The 19,056-nt window shown below is 71.3% G+C and carries 15 protein-coding genes; 8 read left to right on the forward strand and 7 right to left on the reverse strand.

Annotated features, from left to right (window positions below):
- Positions 1 to 50 precede the first annotated feature (50 nt).
- Together GKS42_RS17115 and GKS42_RS17120 are read right to left on the reverse strand one after the other, a co-directional pair.
- Positions 51 to 2,222, reverse strand: coding sequence for a prolyl oligopeptidase family serine peptidase (locus GKS42_RS17115; RefSeq protein ID WP_154794923.1), 2,172 nt, complete (start codon positions 2,220 to 2,222; stop codon positions 51 to 53).
- 47 nt (positions 2,223 to 2,269) lie between these two features.
- On the reverse strand, positions 2,270 to 3,295 hold the full coding sequence (locus tag GKS42_RS17120) for a LacI family DNA-binding transcriptional regulator (protein ID WP_154794924.1): 1,026 nt from the start codon (positions 3,293 to 3,295) through the stop codon (positions 2,270 to 2,272).
- Between the two features lie 304 nt (positions 3,296 to 3,599).
- On the opposite strand from GKS42_RS17120, the gene GKS42_RS17125 reads away from it, so the two are divergent.
- Genes GKS42_RS17125 through GKS42_RS17145 form a run of 5 tightly spaced genes read left to right on the forward strand, consistent with a single transcriptional unit; the run spans position 3,600 to position 10,083 of the window.
- Positions 3,600 to 4,916, forward strand: coding sequence for an ABC transporter substrate-binding protein (locus tag GKS42_RS17125; protein WP_154794925.1), 1,317 nt, complete (start codon positions 3,600 to 3,602; stop codon positions 4,914 to 4,916).
- A gap of 13 nt (positions 4,917 to 4,929) precedes the next feature.
- Positions 4,930 to 5,895: a carbohydrate ABC transporter permease gene (locus GKS42_RS17130; RefSeq protein WP_154794926.1), complete on the forward strand. Its 966-nt coding sequence runs from the start codon at positions 4,930 to 4,932 to the stop codon at positions 5,893 to 5,895.
- The gene (locus GKS42_RS17135) at positions 5,892 to 6,716 is read left to right on the forward strand and encodes a carbohydrate ABC transporter permease (protein ID WP_154794927.1); all 825 of its coding nucleotides are present in this window, start codon (positions 5,892 to 5,894) and stop codon (positions 6,714 to 6,716) included. Before GKS42_RS17130 ends, GKS42_RS17135 begins: the two co-directional genes overlap by 4 nt.
- Complete coding sequence (locus GKS42_RS17140) at positions 6,713 to 9,229, forward strand: glycoside hydrolase family 2 protein (protein ID WP_154794928.1); 2,517 nt, start codon at positions 6,713 to 6,715, stop codon at positions 9,227 to 9,229. The genes GKS42_RS17135 and GKS42_RS17140 overlap by 4 nt, the downstream gene beginning before the upstream one ends.
- A 41-nt stretch (positions 9,230 to 9,270) precedes the next feature.
- Positions 9,271 to 10,083: a serine hydrolase domain-containing protein gene (locus GKS42_RS17145; RefSeq protein WP_154794929.1), complete on the forward strand. Its 813-nt coding sequence runs from the start codon at positions 9,271 to 9,273 to the stop codon at positions 10,081 to 10,083.
- Positions 10,084 to 10,141: 58 nt separating this feature from the next.
- On the opposite strand, the gene GKS42_RS17150 is transcribed toward GKS42_RS17145, so the two are convergent.
- From GKS42_RS17150 to GKS42_RS17170, 5 genes are all read right to left on the reverse strand, one after another.
- Positions 10,142 to 10,633: a hypothetical protein gene (locus GKS42_RS17150; RefSeq protein WP_154794930.1), complete on the reverse strand. Its 492-nt coding sequence runs from the start codon at positions 10,631 to 10,633 to the stop codon at positions 10,142 to 10,144.
- A gap of 57 nt (positions 10,634 to 10,690) precedes the next feature.
- The gene (locus GKS42_RS17155; RefSeq protein WP_154794931.1) at positions 10,691 to 11,320 is read right to left on the reverse strand and encodes a maleylpyruvate isomerase family mycothiol-dependent enzyme; all 630 of its coding nucleotides are present in this window, start codon (positions 11,318 to 11,320) and stop codon (positions 10,691 to 10,693) included.
- Positions 11,321 to 11,362: 42 nt separating this feature from the next.
- A complete protein-coding gene (locus GKS42_RS17160) occupies positions 11,363 to 12,127 on the reverse strand; it encodes a glutamine amidotransferase (RefSeq protein ID WP_154794932.1) in 765 nt (254 codons plus the stop codon).
- Positions 12,128 to 12,180: 53 nt separating this feature from the next.
- Entirely contained in the window at positions 12,181 to 13,191 is a 1,011-nt protein-coding gene (trpS, locus tag GKS42_RS17165; RefSeq protein WP_154794933.1) for a tryptophan--tRNA ligase, read from the reverse strand.
- Between the two features lie 159 nt (positions 13,192 to 13,350).
- Positions 13,351 to 14,703: a low temperature requirement protein A gene (locus GKS42_RS17170; protein ID WP_168217880.1), complete on the reverse strand. Its 1,353-nt coding sequence runs from the start codon at positions 14,701 to 14,703 to the stop codon at positions 13,351 to 13,353.
- A gap of 113 nt (positions 14,704 to 14,816) precedes the next feature.
- Here GKS42_RS17170 and GKS42_RS17175 point away from each other — a divergent pair, with 113 nt between their 5' ends.
- Genes GKS42_RS17175 through ybaK form a run of 3 tightly spaced genes read left to right on the forward strand, consistent with a single transcriptional unit; the run spans position 14,817 to position 19,042 of the window.
- Entirely contained in the window at positions 14,817 to 17,396 is a 2,580-nt protein-coding gene (locus GKS42_RS17175) for a DEAD/DEAH box helicase (protein WP_154794935.1), read from the forward strand.
- A gap of 40 nt (positions 17,397 to 17,436) precedes the next feature.
- On the forward strand, positions 17,437 to 18,531 hold the full coding sequence (locus GKS42_RS17180; protein WP_154794936.1) for a DUF2510 domain-containing protein: 1,095 nt from the start codon (positions 17,437 to 17,439) through the stop codon (positions 18,529 to 18,531).
- 1 nt (position 18,532) lies between these two features.
- Positions 18,533 to 19,042: a Cys-tRNA(Pro) deacylase gene (gene ybaK, locus GKS42_RS17185; protein ID WP_154794937.1), complete on the forward strand. Its 510-nt coding sequence runs from the start codon at positions 18,533 to 18,535 to the stop codon at positions 19,040 to 19,042.
- Positions 19,043 to 19,056 lie beyond the last annotated feature (14 nt).

The raw sequence follows: 19,056 nt of genomic DNA on the forward strand, positions 1-19,056 counted from the left end.
TCAGGCCGTGGGGCCGCCGAGCCAGTTCACGATCCGCGGTGCGAGATGCTTCAGACGTCCGCCACGGGCGGCTCCGGAACGAGCCCGGTGTGGTGGGCCGCGAACGCGAGCTGGTCGGCGAACTCCGCCGCCTGGGCGTCCTTGGGCTTGCCCATGCCGTGCCCCGCGCGGGTGTCCACGCGCAACAGCACCGGACCGGACTCCCCCGACCCTCCGGACAGGGCATGCTGCAGCTCGGCACCGAACTTCAGGGAGTGCGCGGGCACCACGCGGTCGTCGTGGTCGCCGGTGCAGATGAGCGTGGGCGGGTAGGTGACGTCATCGCGCACCCGGTGCAGCGGTGAGTAGGCGTACAGCGCCGGGAACTCGGCCGCATCGTCCGGGTCGCCGTAGTCGCTGCACCAGGCCCAACCGACCGTGAACCGGTGGAACCGCAGCATGTCGAGTACGCCGACCGTCGGCAGCGCCGCCGCCCACAGCTCGGGCCGCTGGGTCATCGCGGCACCGACGAGCAGCCCTCCGTTCGATCGCCCATGGACCGCGATCGCCGATGCCGTGCCGGACGAGCGGAGCCACTCGGCGCAGGCGTACAGGTCGTCGAACACGTTCTGCTTGCGATCCTTCGTGCCCGCGTCGTGCCACTGCTCGCCGTACTCCCCGCCGCCGCGCAGCGTCGCGACCGCGAGCGTGCCACCGGCCGCGACCCACGCGACGAAGATCGCCCGGAACTCCGGGTTCACCTCGATCCGGAACCCGCCGTAGCCGTACAGGAGCGTGGGCCGGGGTGCACCGTCGGCGAGGTCCGCGCGCTGGACGAGGAACATCGGTACCTCGGTGCCGTCCACGGACGTCGCACGAGGTCGGGTCACGCAGACCTCACCGACGTCGAACGCGCCGGCCGGCCCGGCCAGCACCTTGTGCTTCGGCGCCGGTGCGGTGACGACCCGGTGGTTCGTCCCGGCATCGGTGAACGAGACGGTGCGGACGTGGACGACGGCGGAGCCCTCCTCCACGTCGAGGCCCGCCACGGTCACGGCCTCGCCGAGGTCGACGGCGCGGCGCGCCTCGGTGACGCCCACCGGAACCCCGTCGTCGTCCGCCTGGTCGAAACCGGCGAGCACCACCCGGTGCGTGGCGTCGCGGGAGTAGACGAGCACGAGACCGTCCGCCGTGAGCGCGGACTCCGGACGCAGCACACCGTCCGCGGACTCGGCCACGAGCTCGCGGAACTCGGGCTCCGAACCCGCACCGACGCCGTCGGGATCGATCGTGACGATCCGGCGGCGAGGCGCGCCGTCATCCGTGTGCAGCACGAGCCGGCCGCCCCGGGCGCCGAGGACCGCCCACCGGGCGCGCGCATCGGAGGTCAGCGCGACCTCGTCGGCGTCGATGTCGATGCCACGTGGGCCCGGCACGAGCCGCCGTACCGCGAGGTCGCTCGGCCCCGAGGAGCCCGCCGCGTACCTGATCACGAGCCAGTCCCCCGCGACGTCCGGGTAGGCGAACAGCTTCGGCGCATCCGGCCGGTGCCAGACGGTGACGTCGTCCGCCGGTGCGTCGCCGAGCCGGTGCAGCCGCAGGTACCCGGCCTCGGTGACGTCGGCGAAGGTCGCGCCGGTCGGGGCGTCGTGGACCCAGTACAGGAAGCCGCTCGAGTCGGGCAGCCAGGTGGGCTCGACCCACTTCGTCCACATGATCTGGTCGGGCCGGAGGGCTCCCGTCGCGACGTCGAGCACGCGGATCGTGCGCCAGTCCGAGCCGGCCTCGGCGAGCGCATAGGCGAGCAGTTCCCCGTCCGGGCTCACCGACCAACTGGTCACCGCCGTCGTCCCCGCGGTGTCGAGCCCGTTCGGGTCGAGCAGGACACGGTCCTCGAGGGACGGCACGCCGCCCTCGTCGGAGACGACGAACCAGTCCTGGTTCGCGGTCCCGTCGTTCACCCACGCGAACGTGCGACCGTGCCGCTCGTGCGGGAGGCCAACGCTCGGCGCGTGCAGGATCTGCGAGACGAGGTCGTCGAACACCGGGCGCCCGGGCAGCGCCGCGAGGATCGGTTCACTGAGCGTGTTCTGCGCGGCGACGAACGCCTGCGTCTGTGCCGAATCAGGGTCCTCGAGCCAGCGGTACGGGTCGGCGACGCTCACCCCGTGCAGGACGTCGACGACGTCGGACCGGCTGGCCGGCGGGTAGCTCAGGGATTCAGGGCTCGAGTCGAGATGCATGTGTCCCAGTCAATCGCACCCGGAGCAGACCCCAGCACACGACCCGGCTATCCCCGCGGCGGGACCTCGCCCGTGCCTCGGTGGATCACCCTGGTGGGGATCTCGATGTGGTGCGGCGGTCCGGTGGGGTCGGCCAACCGGTCCAGCGCGAGCCGCGCCGCCCGCCGGCCGAGCTCGGTGGGATCGTAGGCGACCACGCTGATCCCGAACGCATCCGCCAGGTCGAAGTCGTCGAACCCGATGAACGCGACCTCCTCGAGCCGGCGGCCGAGCGCTCGAAGCGCGCCGGCGCTGGCCCGGTTGTTGCCGGTGATGATGGCGGTGGGCGGCTCGGCCATCGACATCAGGTCGCGCACGGCCTCCTCCGGGCTCGGCCCGTCCAGGTCCGAGAGGCGTTCCCAGGGTGACGGGTCGGTGATGCCCGCCGCCAGGAGCGCCTCCCGATACCCGGCGTGCCGCTCGGCGTGGGTGTACAGGTCCGCCGGCCGGGTCACGAACGCGATCCTGCGATGCCCGACGGCGAGCAGGCCGCGCACCGCCTCCGCGGTTCCGGTCCGGTTCGCCAGGACCACCGAGTCCGCGAGCAGGTTGTGCGCCGGCCGGTCCAGGCAGACGACGGCGGTGCCGAGCTGCCGCTCCCCCTCCAGGTAGGACTGGTCCGGTGCGATCGGGGTGATCAGCAACGCCCGAACCTGCTGACGAAGCATCGTCTCCACGACGCGCGCCTCGCTGTCCGCCTCATCCTCGGTGGCCGCGAGCAGCATCGTCATGCCGCGCGTCGCGAGCTCCCGCTCCACGCCGGCGGCCACCTGGATGTAGAACGGGTTCGTCAGGTCACCGATGACGAACGCGACGGTGTTCGTCCGGCCGCCGTGGCGCAGGCTGCGCGCCAGCGTGTTCGGCCGGAACCGGAGCCGCCGGGCGGCCTCCATGACGCGCTCCCTGGTCGCCGGCGCGACGTTCGCGTCGCCGCCCACCACGCGCGAGACGGTCTTCGCGCTGACGCCGGCCAGCCGGGCGACGTCCGCGAGGGTCGCCCGGCTGGCCGTCGTGGCCTCACCCTCTGCGTGCATCGCAGGCTCCCGTCCCTGTTGCCGACCGCCGCGCCGCGGCCACCTCTGATGCGCACCCTACAGCGCGCGGCCGGCTTCGGATGCTGTTCTCACGTTCCAATGACAGCCCTGACATCGAGCCAAGCCATCGAACGTCACATCGTTGCAATACCAACACAATCCACATCAGTGCTAGAGTTGTCAACGTTGACATGCCTCGACCTGGCCGCGTACCGTCGGCACCCAGGCCCGACGATGTTCCACCGCGGCCATCCCGGCGCACTCCGGCGCCCTCAATGACGAGCACGATCAACGGGAGATCACCATGAAGAAGTCAACGGCCAGAGCCGCGGGAGCGCTCTCGGCGGCAACCCTGATGCTCCTCGGCGCCTGCGGGACGGGCGGCGGGTCCGGCGATGCCGAGACCAGCGGCGAGCCGGAGGAGATCTCGGGCTCCATCACCGTCCTCACCCAGCGCACCGACATCGTCGACACCGTGTTCGCCGACTATGCGGACCGGTTCAACGAGGTCTACCCCGACGTCGAGGTGAACTTCGAGGCCATCACCGACTACGAGGGTGAGGTCACCATCCGGATGAACACCGAGGACTACGGGGACGTCCTGCTCATCCCGAACACGGTCGCCCGGGACCAGCTCCCCCTCTTCTTCGAGCCGCTCGGCACGGTGGACGAGCTCAGCGCGGACTACCGCTTCGTCCAGGAGCAGTCGTTCGAGGGGAACGGGTACGGCATCGCGATCACCGGCAATGCCAGCGGCATCCTCTACAACAAGCGCGTCTGGGCCGAGGCGGGCGTGACGGAGGTCCCGACGTCGCACGAGGAGTTCATCGCCGCTCTGCACGCCATCGCGGACAACACCGATGCGATCCCGTACTACACGAACTACGCCGACGGCTGGCCGATGAGTCAGTGGGAGAGCCTGCACGCCTTCACCGGCGACCCGGATGCGGACAACGTCCTCGCCCGGACCGACGCCCCGTGGGCGGAGGGCGAGGAGCACTACCAGATCGACTCCCTCCTCTACGACATCGTCGCCGAGGGGTTGTCCGAACCGGATCCGCTCACCACGAACTGGGAGGAGTCCAAGACGCTGATCGGTTCCGGCCAGGTGGCGACCATGGTGCTCGGTTCCTGGGCGATCGTGCAGATGCAACAGGCTGCCGAGGACGCCGGCTTCTCCGCAGACGACATCGGCTACATGCCGTTCCCGAGCCAGGTGGACGGGGTCTCGTACTCCACCATCGGCGGCGACTACAAGCAGGGCATCAACGTGCACTCGGACAACATCCCGGCGGCGCGGGCCTGGATCGAGTGGTTCACGAACGAGTCGGGCTATGCCTTCGACGAGGGTGGCGTGTCCCCGATGGTGGACGGCCCCGAACCGACCACGCTCGGCGACTTCGAGCCGCTCGGCGTGCAGTACGTGGAGCTGAACCCGCCGCCGGCGGGCGAGGAGACCCTCCTCTCCGACATCCGCACCACGTCCGAGATCGACCTGGGCGGCAACGTCTACCGGCAGCGGCTGGTCGACATCGCTCGCGGCGCAGCCGACGGCGACATGGCGTCCTACTTCGAGGAGCTGAACACCCGTTGGGCCGACGCCCGGGCCCAGGTCGGCTGAGGCGGGGCACCGGATGGCACAGGTCACCTCCGCCACCGGCACCGGTTCGCTCCGCCGGGCCACCGCGCGCACCGCGGTGACCCGGCGGGGCCGCCGGGGCCGGCAGGGCCGGGCGAACGGCTGGCGGATCACCCCGTGGTTGTTCCTGCTCACCCCACTGGCACTCCTGGCGACGTTCACGTACGTGCCCGTGGGCAACATGTTCCTGTACTCGGTGACGAGCTGGGACGGGCTCGACCCGGCCCTGGAGTTCATCGGGCTTGCGAACTACGTCGAGATCTTCACCCGGCCGGAACTGTTCCGGGTGTTCTACGTGAGCCTCTACTACGTCGCCGCATCGGTCGTGCAGATGGCCCTGGCGCTGTACTTCGCCACGATCCTGTCCTTCAGCACCCGGTTCCGGAACGTGTTCAAGGGCATCCTCTTCTTCCCCTACCTCGTCAACGGCGTGGCCATCGGGTTCGTCTTCCTGTACTTCTTCCAACCGGACGGCACGCTGGACACGGTGCTGCACGCCGTCGGGCTCGGCGATCTCTCCCGGCACTGGCTCGGGGACCCGGACATGGTGAACATCTCGCTGGCGGGCACCTCGGTCTGGCGCTTCATGGGCCTGAACTTCGTGCTGTTCCTCGGCGCGATCCAGTCCATCCCGGGCGAGTTGTACGAGGCCTCCGAACTGGACGGGGCGAACCGCTGGCACCAGTTCCGCTACATCATCGCCCCCGGCATCAAGCGGATCATCAGCCTCTCGTTCATCCTCGCGATCTCCGGGTCGCTGTCGGTGTTCGAGATCCCGTTCATCATGACCGGCGGCGCCAACGGCTCCACCACGTTCGTGATCCAGACCGTGGAGATGGCGTTCACCCACCGCAAGGTCGGCCTGGCGTCGGCGATGGCCGTCGTCCTGCTGCTCATCGTCCTGATCGTCACCTGGATCCAGCGGCGGCTCATCCCCGATGACGAGGTGAACCTGACATGAAGAACGTCCTCGCCCCGGCCGGCAAGTACACCTCCCTCGTGGTCGCGTCGGTCGCGACCCTGCTGCCGCTCGCAGTGGTGCTGATCGCGTCCCTCAAGACGCGCACCGAGTACGCCACCACGGGTCCCTTCGACCCTCCGCAGAACTGGTTCAACGTCGAGAACTTCGTCACGGCGTTCACGAACGGCCGGATGCTGCTCGGGTTCGTGAACACGACGGTGATCCTGGCGATCTCGCTGCTCGGCACCCTGCTGATCGGGACGATGGCCGCCTATGCGATCGACCGGTTCTCGTTCCGATTCAAGAAGGGCGTGGTGGCACTGTTCCTGCTCGCCACGCTGGTCCCCGCGGTGACCACCCAGGTGGCCACGTTCCAGGTCGTCAACGAACTCGGCCTGTTCAACACCCGCGGCGCCGCGATCGCCCTGTTCATGGGCACGGACATCATCTCGATCTACATCTTCGTGCAGTTCCTCAGCTCGATCCCGAAGTCGCTGGACGAGGCCGCCATGCTCGACGGCGCGAACCGGTTCACGATCTACTGGCGCGTGATCCTGCCGCTGCTCAAGCCCGCGATCGCCACGGTCGTGATCATCAAGGGCATCGCGATCTACAACGAGTTCTACATCCCGTTCCTGTACATGCCCTCCCGTGATCTCGGGGTGATCTCCACGTCGTTGTTCCGCTTCAAGGGCCCGTTCGGAGCCCAGTGGGAGGTCATCGCCGCAGGTGCCATGATCGTCATCATCCCCACCGTGATCGTCTTCCTGCTGCTGCAACGCTTCATCTACAACGGACTCACCTCAGGAGCCACGAAATGACCGACCTGCCCACCGCCACCCCGCTCCGCACGGACCTCGACCGGGAGTGGGTGCTGTCCGCCGCCGGTGGCCCGGTGCCCGACGCGGTCGCCGGTGTGGAGGTGCCGGCCACCGTCCCCGGCTGCGTGCATACGGACCTGCTCGCGGCCGGCCTCATCCCGGACCCCTACCTCGACGACAACGAGCGGCTGCTCGCCTGGATCGGGGCGAGCGACTGGCGCTACCGGACCACGTTCACCGCTCCCGAGGCCGGCGCCGATCGCAGCGACCTGGTCTTCGAGGGCCTGGACACGGTCGCCACGGTCACGCTGAACGGCACGCTCATCGCGAGCACCGCGAACATGCACCGCAGCTACCGGTTCGACGTCGGTCGCCACCTGCGCCCAGGCGAGAACACCCTCGAGGTGCGTTTCACCTCCCCGGTCCGGTACGCGGACGCCGAGAGCCTTGCGCGTGAGTACCGCCCGCACGTGAACCACCACCCGTACAACGCCATCCGCAAGATGGCGTGCAGCTTCGGCTGGGACTGGGGCCTGGACACGGCGACCTCGGGCATCTGGCGCCCGGTCTACCTGGAGTCCTGGTCGACGGCGCGGCTCGCCCGGGTGCGCCCGGTCGTCTCCGTGGAGACGCCCGACGGCGGAACCCACCATGGTCTGGTCCGCGCCGGTGTGCTCGTGGAGGGGTCGGGCGCCGGTGCCGGCGACCTGTCCGTGCGGGTCACCGTCGCCGGGCAGGTCGCGCGGGCCGCCGTCACCGGCCCCGCCGACGAGACGACCGTCGAGCTGGCCGTTGCGCAGGTGGACCTGTGGTGGCCGCGCGGCTACGGCGCGCAGCCCCGGTACGACCTGCTGGTCGAGCTCCTCGACGGTGACCGGGTCATCGACACCTGGGACCGGCGGATCGGATTCCGTACCGCCCGCCTCGACCTCGAGCCCGACGGCGCCGGCACGGGCTTCCAGTTCGTCGTCAACGACGTCCCGATCCACATCCGGGGCGCGAACTGGATCCCGGACGACGCCTTCCCGACCCGCGTGGACCGGGCCAGGTACGCCGCCCGGCTCGACCAGGCCGAGTTCGCGAACCTGAACCTGCTGCGCGTCTGGGGCGGCGGCATCTACGAGGCCGAGGACTTCTTCGACCTGTGCGACGAGCGCGGCATCCTCACCTGGCAGGACTTCCTGTTCGCCTGCGCGGCCTACCCGGAGGAGGACCCGCAGCGCTCCGAGGTCGAGGCCGAGGCCCGCGAGCACGTGGTCCGGCTGATGAGCCATCCGAGCCTGATCCTGTGGAACGGCTCGAACGAGAACATCTGGGGCTTCCACGACTGGGGCTGGGAGGGCCGCCTGGACGGCCGCACCTGGGGCCTGGGCTACTACACCGACCTGCTGCCCGCGATCGTCGCCGAACTCGACCCGGGCCGGGCGTACACGCCGTCGAGCCCGTGGTCCGGCACCCTCGAGATCCACCCGAACGAGCCCGAGCACGGCTCGATGCACATCTGGGATCTGTGGAACCGGCGCGACTACCCCGCCTACCGGGAGTACCGGCCGCGCTTCGTGGCCGAGTTCGGGTGGCAGGGCCCGCCCACCTGGTCCACGCTGCGGCGCAGCGTGCACGACGACCCGCTGACCCCCGAGTCCCCCGGGATGCTCGTGCACCAGAAGGCGGCCAGCGGCAACGACAAGCTCACCGACGGGCTCGTCGCGCACCTGCCGATGCCGAACGAGACCGAGGACTGGCACTGGGCGATGCAGCTCAACCAGGCCACCGCCGTCGCCTTCGCGATCGAGCACTTCCGATCGCTCGCGCCGCACAACTCGGGACAGGTCGTCTGGCAACTCAACGACTGCTGGCCGGTCACCTCGTGGGCCGCCGTGGACGGCGACGGCCGTGCCAAGCCACTGCTGTTCGCGCTCGCCCACGCCAACGCCGACCGGCTGGTCACGATCCAGCCGCGCGAGTCGGCGCTGATCGCGTCACTGTCCAACGAGACCGACGTCGCGTGGGACGGCGACCTCGTCCTGAGCCGGCGCGCCTTCGACGGCGACGTCCTCGCGCAGGCGTCGGTGCCCGTGCACGTCCCGGCCCGGGGCACGGTCGCCGTGCCGGTGCCCGACGGCGTCGCCGCGGCCGGGCAGGTCGGCGCCGAGGTGCTCGTGGCCAACCTGGGCGACGTCCGCGGGCTCTGGTTCTACGCCGAGTATCGCGACTCCGAGCTGGGCGAGGCCCGGCTGCAGACCGAGGTGACCCGCACCGGCGACGGCTACGACGTGCTCGTCACGGCGGACTCGCTGATCCGGGACCTGACCCTGCTCGTGGACAAGGTCGACCCGGCCGCCGTCGTCGATGACGCCCTGCTCACCCTGCTGCCCGGCGAGAGCGTCCGGCTCTCGGTGCGCTCCGCCGTCGACCTGGATCCGGAGTCCCTGGTGGCACCGAAGGTGCTCCGGAGCGCGAACCAGTTGCTGAACCCCGCCCGGGTGCCGGTGGCGGCCGGCGTCGCGGGCTGAGGCGTGCGCCCGGCACGATCGCGGCGTGGCAGGCTTGGCGCATGAGTTCCTACCCCACCCTGGCCCGGTTCGACTTCCCGGTGGCGCTGGCGGTCTCCTCCGCGAGCGAGGTGCTCTCCTTCGACGGCGACGTCGAGGAGGTCCATCCGTGGAAGTCGGTGACGAAGCCGTTGGCAGCGCTCGCCGTGCTGGTGGCGGTGGAGCAGGGGCGGGTCGGCCTCGACGATCCAGCCGGCCCCGAGGGGTCGACCGTGCGGCACCTGCTCGCGCACGCCTCCGGGCTGCCGTTCGAGGCCGGCGCCGTGCTGCAGGGGCCGGGGCTGCGCCGGGTGTACTCGAACCAGGGCTTCGAGGTTCTCGGCGACCACATCGCGGCGGCGGTGGGCCTGCCGTTCCCCGAGTGGACCCACGCGGCGGTGCTCGAACCGCTGGAGCTGACCAGCGTCACCTTCGACGGCAGCCCCGCGCACGCGGCGAGCGGCTCCGCCCACGACGTGCTCGCCCTCGGCATCGAGATGCTCACGCCCACGCTGATCTCCGCGGAACTCGGCGAGACGGCCCGCACGGTCACCTTCCCCGGCCTGTCCGGAGTGCTGCCCGGATTCGGGCGGCAGGAGCACAACGACTGGGGGCTCGGCTACGAGATCCGCGACCACAAGTCGCCGCACTGGACCGGTGCCTCGAACTCCCCCGCCACGTTCGGGCACTTCGGCCAGTCCGGCAGCTTCGTCTGGGTGGACCCGGACGCGGGCCTGGTGGCCGCGTTCCTCGGCGCCCGCTCGTTCCGGTCGGAGGTGCACGGCGAGCTGTGGCCGTTGCTGAACGAGGAGATCCTCGCCGCGCACCGCGCCTGACCGTCGAGGATCGCGGCGCCGGCCTCGTGGTGGGCGCAGGTCACCTGGGTGCTCGACGTCAGCCGGCCCGGATCAGCTCGACCACATCGTCGGCGCTCGTGCCCTCGGGCAGCGCGATCCGGACGGTGCCGGCCGCCTCCTCGAGCGGTTCGGGCACGGCGGCGGCGGATACCAGCGTATCGCCGACCCTCATGACGAGCCGGGCCGTATCCCCGGCACCGGCTGCCTGAGCGGACAAGTCCCGAAGGACGGCTGTTCCGTCCGGATCGAACGTCAGGTCCACCGCGTCGTGGTCCCCCGCGTCGGGCACGGCCGCAGCGTCCGCGACGCCGGCACGCGAGAACTCCGCGGCGCCGACCTCGACGTGCTCCCCGTTGACCGGTACACAGTCCGCGCCGGAGCCGGGCGTGCAGGACTGCGCCACCGCCAGCTCGATCGCTCCCCCGGTGGGAGTCGGCGTGGGGCCGTCCCCGGCGCCGCCTGCGGAGCACGCGCTCGCCACGAGCACGAGGAGCCCGACGCACCAGGACCGGCGCATTCGATCCGCCATGGGACGACCTCCGTCGAGCGTCGGGCCGGCATCCGCGCCGGGACAGACGTCAGGCTACTAGCCCGTCAGCGACTGCACGCCGGGTCCGGTCAGCTCCCCCGGGCGCACCGGTCGCCCGGAGAGGGCGAGCAGCAGCGCCACGGCGCTCCCCCGCACGTGCTCGCCGTCGCCGACGGTCAGGTCCGCGTCCGTGGCGGTGAGCCGCAGCCCGGCGGCCCGTTCCCTGCCGCCGCCCATCTTCGTGGAGGTGGCGAGCTGGTGCCGGATCGCCGTCACGGCCGCCGCGGGCGGGTAGTCGTGCTCGATCCCGAGCGGGCGCCGGATGTCCTCGCCGTGCACGATCGCCTCGACGAGCCGGGTCGGTAACGGCGCCGGGGCGCCGGTGCTGCGTCGGCTGACGGACTCGAACGCGGCCAACGTCTGCGCCGGGTCCGCCGCGCGCTCGCGGGCCACACCGCGGTCGTTGAACCGGTCGAAATCGAAGCCGGCCCGCACGAACGAGCCGACGAACGAGAGCGTGGTGGTGCGGGCGTCGTCGACGAGGTGCGCGAGCACGTCGTGCACGCTCCAGCCAGGGCACAGCGACGGCGTCGACCACCGCTCGGCGGGCAGGTCCCGCAGGTCCTCGATGAGCGCGGCACGCTCGGCGTGGACGGTCGGCCAGATCGTGGCGGTGTCCTTCGCCATGCTCGCGTGGCTCCCCTCGCTCGGGGTGGACGGCACCCGCGCTCAGCCGGCGAGCAGCTCCGCGTCCACGCGCTGCACCGCGGCGCCACGGTAACGCAGCACGAATGCGCGCACCAGGTGGTGGGCGGCGCTCACATCCGCCCGCGCGACCCGGTCGATGACGGCGGCCATCTCGGCGGCGTCGAAGTAACCGGAGTCGCGGTAGACCTCGATCCGGGTGGTCACCGAGGCCAGGTCCATCTCGGGGTGGAACTGGGTGACGTAGCCGTGCCGGCCGAGCCGGTACATCTGCACCGGGCAGGTCGGCGAGGTCGCGAGCACGGTGGCGCCCGGCGGCAGCACCGTGACGGCCTCCTTGTGCCCGACGTAGGCATGGAACCCCGCCGGCAGGCCGGCGAGCAACGGGTCCACGGCGCCCTCTGGGGTCAGCCGGATCTCGGCGGCGGAGGTCTCCTCGCCGTAGGTCGCGTCCACCACGCCGCCGGTGCAGGCGCCGACGATCCCGACGCCGTAGCAGAGGGCGAGCATCGGCAGGTCGCGGCGGAGCACCTCGTCGACGATGACACCGAGGTCGGCCTCCACCCGGCGCTGCACGGGCGACTTGTGCCGGTCGGAGACGGTGAACGGGCTGCCGCCGATGATCACCCCGGCGTAGTCGGCCGGGTCGAGGTCGGCCACGGACCCGGCCTCCAGACGCACCCGCACCAGCTCGTCCGGGTGCAGCCCGCCGTGGCGCAGCAGGCTGCGGTACTCCTCATCCGCCGCCGCGTCCTCCGCACGGGAGGCGAGCAGGAGGAAGGGGCGCATGCCGCAAGTCTTCCCGACGGCGACGGCTCGCCCTGGCGGGGCCGGGTTCCGTCTCAGTCCGTGGACACCGGCCCCGCCGGGCCGGCCACTTGCGGGCGAGCTACGCCAGCCCCATCGCCGTCCCGGGCCGCGGTGAGCACCGGTGCGGTGGCCCGACGACAGACCTCGGCACCGGAGGCGAACGCCGATGACACCTCGCCGGGATCGAGGTCGGCGAATCGCGCCCGGATCGGCTCGAGCTCGGCCACGACCGCGTCGGTCACCGCAGACTTCAGGGCGCCGTAACTCGTGATGCCCTCGGCCGAGCCGCCACAGGCCGCGAGGATGTCGAGCAGGTTGGTCACTCCGGGCTTGGCCTCGCGATCGGGCCGCACCGAGCCGACGCCCACGTCCGAGTCCGTCACGGCGCGACCGACCTTGCGGCGTACCACGTCGGGCGGGTCGAGCAGGTAGATGGTCCCGCCGGCGTCGTCGCGGGACTTGTCCATCTTCGAGGTCGGGTCCTGCAGGTCCATCACGCGCGCACCGGCCGGCGCCGTGACGATCTCGGGGACCGTGAACACCTCGCCGTAGCTGCGGTTGAACCGCAGCGCCAGGTCCCTCGTAAGTTCGACATGTTGGCGCTGGTCGTCGCCGACCGGCACGTCGGTCGGCCGGTAGAGCAGGATGTCGGCAGCCATCAGTGCCGGGTAGGTGAACAGTGAGACCCGGGTCGAGGGCCGGTTGCGGCCCTTCTCCTTGAACTGGATCATCCGGTTCAGCTCGCCGACGTGGGCGGTGCACTCCAACAGGTAGGCCATCTCGGCGTGCGCGGGCACCTGGCTCTGGATGAACAGCGTGCTCCGGTCGAGCCCGACGGCGAGCAGCAGGCGCGCCATCTCGGCCGTCACCCCCCGCAACCGGGCCGGGTCGTGGTCGACCGTCAGGGCATGGAGGTCGGCAATGCCGTAGTAGCAGGTGTTCCCCGCGGGTGAGACCTGCGCGGCCGCCATCGGACGCAGTGCGCCGAGCAGGTTCCCCAGCGTGAGGTGGCCGGTGGGCTTGAGCATGGACAGATTGATCATCGGGACTCCTTGGATGCGAGCCCACGGGTGCTGTCGATCGGGAGGTGAAACGCACGACGGCCGCCCGTGGGCGGCCGTTTCGTCGAATGCTTCGAACGTGGTCCGCCGGTCAGGCGGGCCACCACTGCATGGAGCGGTGTGTCGTCAGCATGCGGGTCATCATGTCATGGGCGATCCCAGGCCTGGGGCACCGCTGTCCGCAGGTCGCGGCGACACCCGCACGGAGCCGGCGTAGCTCACCAGCAGGGCCGCCGCGAGGACCCAGACCTGGCCGACGGCCGCGAGCCGATCCCCGGCGACGACGATCACGGCGCCGGCCACGATCGTCGGCACGGCCAGCAGCAGAGCGGTCTGCCGGCCGCGCGGGTCGTCACGGCGGATCCCGAGCACCAGGTGCACCACGGCGCCGACCAGCCCGTAGAGGCCGAACGCGACGAGCAGCAGCCACCGCACGTCCGCCGTCAGGGACTCGCCGGGTTCGGCGAGGACACCGCCGAGGACCGCGACCAGGGTGGCCAGCGCGCCGGTCGTGACCAGGTGCAGCGGCCACGCCACCCGCGGGGACACGGCGCCCGTGCCGAGCAGGGCGACGCCGGCATAGCCGCCACGGACGGCGAGGGCCCACAGGGTGACCAGAAGCGAGAACGTGCCCGCCCCGGCCAGCAGGAGGTCGCGGTCCCAGGTGGCCTCACCGGCAGCCGCGACGGCCTGGATCATGCCTTCGCCGAGCACGATGATGACGAACAGCCCGAGCCGCTCACCCAGGTGCGCCTCGTCCCCGGCGAGGGTGCTGACCGTCTCCGGCAGGTCCCGGTCGCCGCGGCGCGGCTCCCGCCCGCGGCCCGATCCGAGCAGGTCAGCACCCTCCCCGGGACCGCGACCCACTCGGCTCCGCCGACCGGACCGGGCCGCGTCGCGGCGCCCGGCGCGTCCGCGTCGCTCACCGCCGTCGATCCGGTCCCGCAGTCCGTCCAGGTGTTCCTGGGCGTTCTGGGCGAGCCTCGGCCCGGAGATCAGCAGCAGGACGCCCACGTCGATCGCGAGGCCGATCGCCCACAGGATGTAGACGACCGATCCGTCGAACCACCAGGACACCATCCAGGGCACGACGCCCCCGAGCGCCTGGACGACGGGCAGGTCCAGCACCACGGTCCCCCGCTGGAACGGCCGCGACGCGAGGATCCGGCCGATCACGTAGGCGATCGAGAACGCGGTCGCGTGCTCGCCGTTGATCTCCGGCACGGCCGCCATCATCACGGCCAGGGCGGCCATCCCGAGGAGCATCGGCCGGGCCCGTGTCGCCTCACCGGCGATGTTGCTGTACGTCGTGAAGCACGCCCAGACCAGCCAGAACGCGACGAACGCGATCGCGTACAGCGCCAGGCCCTCCGGCCCATGGTCGGCGTGCAGCAGGTGGGCCAGGGTGCCGATGCCGGCGACCACGACCAGGTCGAAGAACAGTTCCAGCCAGGACGCGTGCCGGTCGGCTCCCGAGTGCTCCGCGGTTGTCACGGGGACCGAACCTACTCCTGCGCCGCGCCGCTCACAGTGCTCGCGGTGCCGACGGGCGAACGCGCATCCGGTGGCGGCGCGCACCCGGATGGATCCGCGAGACACTGGAGGAGATGAGACTCTCCCCGCCCGCCGACCCGACCGACGACGACGCCCTGGTCGAGTCCTTCACCGACTGGGCGAGCTCGCGTGGCCTCACGCTGTACGAGCACCAGGAGGAGGCGCTGCTGGAGATCGTCACCGGCGCGCACGTGATCCTGTCCACGCCCACCGGCTCCGGCAAGTCCCTGGTCGCGGTCGCGGCGCACTACGTGGCGATGTCCCGTGGGCAGCGCAGCTACTACACCGCACCGCTGAAGGCGCTCGTGAGCGAGAAGTTCTTCGACCTCGTGGAGGTGTTCGGGGCGGACGCCGTCGGCATGATGACCGGTGACTCGGCCATCAACACCGACGCCCCGATCATCTGCTGCACCGCCGAGGTGCTCGCGAACCAGGCCCTGCGGGACGGCGCGGACACCGACGCCGCGCAGGTGATCATGGACGAGTTCCACTTCTACGCCGACCCCCAGCGCGGCTGGGCCTGGCAGGTGCCGCTGCTGGAGCTGCCGCGTACCCAGTTCGTGCTGATGAGCGCCACCCTCGGCGACGTGTCCTTCTTCGCCGAGGACCTCGTCCGGCGCACGAAGCGGCCCGTCGCCGTGATCGCGAACACCGAGCGCCCGGTGCCGCTGACGTTCACCTACTCCACCGAACCGCTGCACGAGCTCGTCCTGGAACTGCTCGGCACCCACCGCGCCCCGGTGTACGTGGTGCACTTCACCCAGGCCGCCGCCGTCGAGCAGGCACAGTCGCTGACGTCCATCCAGGTCGCGAACAAGGAGCGCAAGGCCGCGATCGCGGACGCCATCGGCGACTTCAGTTTCGCCCGCGGGTTCGGCGCCACCCTGTCCCGGCTGCTGCGGCACGGCATCGGCGTGCACCACGCCGGCATGCTGCCGCGCTACCGGCGGCTCGTCGAGCGCCTCGCCCAGGCCGGGCTGCTCGGCGTCATCTGCGGCACCGACACCCTTGGCGTCGGCATCAACGTGCCGATCCGCACGGTGGTGCTGACCGGCCTGACGAAGTACGACGGCGTCCGCTCGCGTCATCTGTCGGCTCGCGAACTGCATCAGATCGCCGGGCGGGCCGGCCGTGCCGGCTACGACACCGTCGGCGAGGTGATCGTGCAGGCGCCCGAACACGTCATCGAGAACGCGAAGTCGCTCGCGAAGGCCGGCGACGACGAGCGCAAGCGTCGCAAGATCGTGCGCAAGAAGGCGCCCACCGGCGTGGTGAACTGGACGGACAAGACGTTCGAGCGCCTGCGCGACGCCGAGCCGGAGAAGCTCACGTCCCAGTTCCAGGTCTCGCACGCCATGGTGCTGGGGGTGCTGGGCCGCGACGACGACGCCATCGCCACCCTGGCCCGGCTGCTCACGGACAATCACGACGAGCCCACCGACCGGAACCCGCACGTGCGCCGCGCGATCGGCATCTACCGGTCCCTGCGCGCCGCCGGTCTGGTGGAGAAGCTGCCCGAGCCGGACGCGTTCGGGCGCCGGATCAGGCTGACCCGGGACGTGCCGGCGGACTTCGCCCTGAACGCCCCGCTGTCGCCGTTCGCCCTTGCGGCCCTTGAGCTCCTCGACCCGGAGGACCCGGACTACGCCGTCGACGTGGTCTCGGTGATCGAGGCCACCCTGGAGAACCCGCGCCCGTTGCTGATCGCCCAGGAGAAGGCCGCTCGCGGCGAGGCGATCGGTGCCATGAAGGCGGACGGTCTCGAGTACGAGGAGCGGATGGCTGCCCTCGAGGAGATCACCTACCCGCGGCCCTTGGCCGAGCTGCTGACCGCGGCCCTGGCCGAGTACCGGACCGCGAACCCGTGGGTGGACGACTACGAGCTCAAGCCCAAGTCCGTGGTGCGGGACATGGTGGAGAACGCGATGACGTTCTCCGAGGTGATCTCCCGGTACGGTCTGGCCCGCAGCGAGGGCGTGGTGCTGCGGTACCTGACCGACGCGTACAAGGCGCTGCGCCAGATGGTGCCGGCCGCCGCTCGGACCGAAGAGCTCACCGAGATCATCGAGTGGCTCGGCGACGCCGTGCGGCAGGTGGACTCCTCCCTGCTCGCCGAGTGGGAGGCCCTGCAGAGCGGCCTGCAGAACGCAGCGGTCGCGCTCGGCGAGCAGACGCCGTCGGGCATCGACGGCACTGACGCGGACGAGGCGCGCTTCGGCGGCGACGACGCCGACCGGCCGATCACCGCGAACGAGCGGTCGTTCCGCATCCTGGTGCGCAACGCGATGTTCCGCCGCGTGGAGCTGGCCGCCCGGGAGGACTACGACCGGCTCGCGCAGCTCGACGCCGCCCTGCCCGAGGACCAGCGCTGGAGCGCCGACGACTGGGCCGAGGCGATGGAGGAGTACTGGGCCGAGTACGGCGAGCTCGGCATCGGTGCCGCGGCCCGGTCGGCGTCGATGACCAGCATCTCCCCCGGGCCGGAGCACTGGGAGGTCACCCAGGTCCTCGACGACCCCGAGGGCGACCGGGACTGGCGGTTCCGGGCGAGCGTGGACCTGGCCGCGAGCGCCGAGCTGGGCCGGGCGGTGCTGCGGATGGTCGACGTCGGGATGGTCAGTTCTGCCCCATGAGGCGGCGGGTCCGGTCAGGAGCCTCGCCTACCATGGCGGGGTGAGCGACAAGGTAGCGGGCTTCTACCCGGACCCGGACGGCCAGAACCGTCAGCGGTACTGGGACGGGGACGCCTGGACGGAGTACTACACGCCGCTCGCGCCCAAGACTCCCGAGGTGCACGGCTCCGCGACCGCCGCCGCCGACTATCCCTACCTGGCCCAGGCCAACCACCCGGACGTCATGGTCGCCCCCGGCACCACACCGAGTTCCTGGCCGACGTCCTCCACCTGGGGACCGGCCGCGCAGCCCCAGGGCGGCGCGGACGAGACGAAGGTGTTCACCTCCGGGGTGCGCGGCACGCCCGGTGGGATGGCCGCCGTGGTCGCGGTGTCCCTGCTCGTGATCATGCTGGTGGTCGGCGTCGGATGGTGGCTCGTGAACGGGCGCAACCCCTCCGACCCGGACCCCACCGCCGGCCCGTCGGCCTCGGGACCGCAGGGCGGTGGCCAGACGAACACCGGCAGCGTGGTCGTCGATGGGAACACCTCCGGCGACGTCCCGGGCGGCGGCACCTGGGTGGGCACCCTGACGATCAGCGCCGACGCCACCTATCTGCTTGACGCTCGCGCCAACGACGGCACCCTGGATCTCGAGCTGGACGTGCGTGACGCGGGCGGCGCGTCCCTCGGCGGCAACGACGACCGCGGCCGTGACCTGTCCGAGCTCGGCGGGGTCTCCCTCGACCCGCTCGCGTTCGTGACGCTGACCGCCGGCGAGTACGAGGTGGTGGTGTCCGAGCACAATGGCGCGGACGCCGGCTTCCAGCTCACCACCACCCAGATCTCCGACCGGCTCGAGCTCGGCGTGACGACCTCCGCCGACGTCCCGTCCGGGGGCGCGTATTACGCCGTGGTGGACCTGCCCGAGGCCGGCACCTACACCGTGGACGTCGCCGACACCGAGGGCGAGGACCCGAGCCTGTACACGTTCGACTCCGACGGCCGGTTCCTGCTGAACGACGACCGTGACTACGACGCCAGCGACTACGACCCGCTGCTCGAGGAGTCCTTCGCAGCCGGGCCGCTCGTGGTCATCGTGACCGAGTACTTCGGCAACGCGACGACGGTCGACGTCACGGTCACCGGACCCTGACGTGGCCAGGAAGAAGGTGGCGGCCGGTCCCCGGACGCCCGCCACCACCGCGCTGACCCGTGCCGGGCTGACCTTCACCACGCATCCGTACACCCATGACCCGGGCAGTGACCTCGGCTACGGGCTGGAGGCCGCGGCAGCGCTCGGGGTGCCGCCCGAGGTCGTCTTCAAGACCCTCGTGGTGCACGTGGACGGGCTGCACGGCTCCGGCCTCGCGGTCGGGGTGGTGCCGGTCAGCACCTCCCTGGACCTGAAGGCGATCGCCGGGGCCCTTGGGCACAAGAAGGCGACGATGGCCGACGGCGCAGCGGCCGAGCGTAGTTCCGGTTACGTCATGGGTGGGATCTCACCGATCGGGCAGCGCACGGCGCTGCCCACCGTGGTGGACTCCTGTGCGCAGGCGCTCACGACGGTGTACGTCTCCGGCGGTCGGCGGGGCTTCGACATCGGGCTCGCCCCCGCGGATCTGGTCGCGGTCACCGGAGGGTCGTTCGCGCCGATCGCGCGCTGAGGCACATCGGCGAA

Origin of the sequence: Occultella kanbiaonis, from assembly GCF_009708215.1 — a bacterium.
Taxonomy (GTDB): Bacteria; Actinomycetota; Actinomycetes; order Actinomycetales; family Beutenbergiaceae; genus Occultella; species Occultella kanbiaonis.

Bases quoted from the DNA above. Each gene is read 5' to 3' on its own strand.
- GKS42_RS17115 (WP_154794923.1), bottom strand. From the start codon at position 2,222: ATGCATCTCGACTCGAGCCCTGAATCCCTGAGCTACCCGCCGGCCAGC.
- GKS42_RS17120 (WP_154794924.1), bottom strand. From the start codon at position 3,295: ATGCACGCAGAGGGTGAGGCCACGACGGCCAGCCGGGCGACCCTCGCG.
- GKS42_RS17125 (WP_154794925.1), top strand. From the start codon at position 3,600: ATGAAGAAGTCAACGGCCAGAGCCGCGGGAGCGCTCTCGGCGGCAACC.
- GKS42_RS17130 (WP_154794926.1), top strand. From the start codon at position 4,930: ATGGCACAGGTCACCTCCGCCACCGGCACCGGTTCGCTCCGCCGGGCC.
- GKS42_RS17135 (WP_154794927.1), top strand. From the start codon at position 5,892: ATGAAGAACGTCCTCGCCCCGGCCGGCAAGTACACCTCCCTCGTGGTC.
- GKS42_RS17140 (WP_154794928.1), top strand. From the start codon at position 6,713: ATGACCGACCTGCCCACCGCCACCCCGCTCCGCACGGACCTCGACCGG.
- GKS42_RS17145 (WP_154794929.1), top strand. From the start codon at position 9,271: ATGAGTTCCTACCCCACCCTGGCCCGGTTCGACTTCCCGGTGGCGCTG.
- GKS42_RS17150 (WP_154794930.1), bottom strand. From the start codon at position 10,633: ATGGCGGATCGAATGCGCCGGTCCTGGTGCGTCGGGCTCCTCGTGCTC.
- GKS42_RS17155 (WP_154794931.1), bottom strand. From the start codon at position 11,320: ATGGCGAAGGACACCGCCACGATCTGGCCGACCGTCCACGCCGAGCGT.
- GKS42_RS17160 (WP_154794932.1), bottom strand. From the start codon at position 12,127: ATGCGCCCCTTCCTCCTGCTCGCCTCCCGTGCGGAGGACGCGGCGGCG.
- trpS (WP_154794933.1), bottom strand. From the start codon at position 13,191: ATGATCAATCTGTCCATGCTCAAGCCCACCGGCCACCTCACGCTGGGG.
- GKS42_RS17175 (WP_154794935.1), top strand. From the start codon at position 14,817: ATGAGACTCTCCCCGCCCGCCGACCCGACCGACGACGACGCCCTGGTC.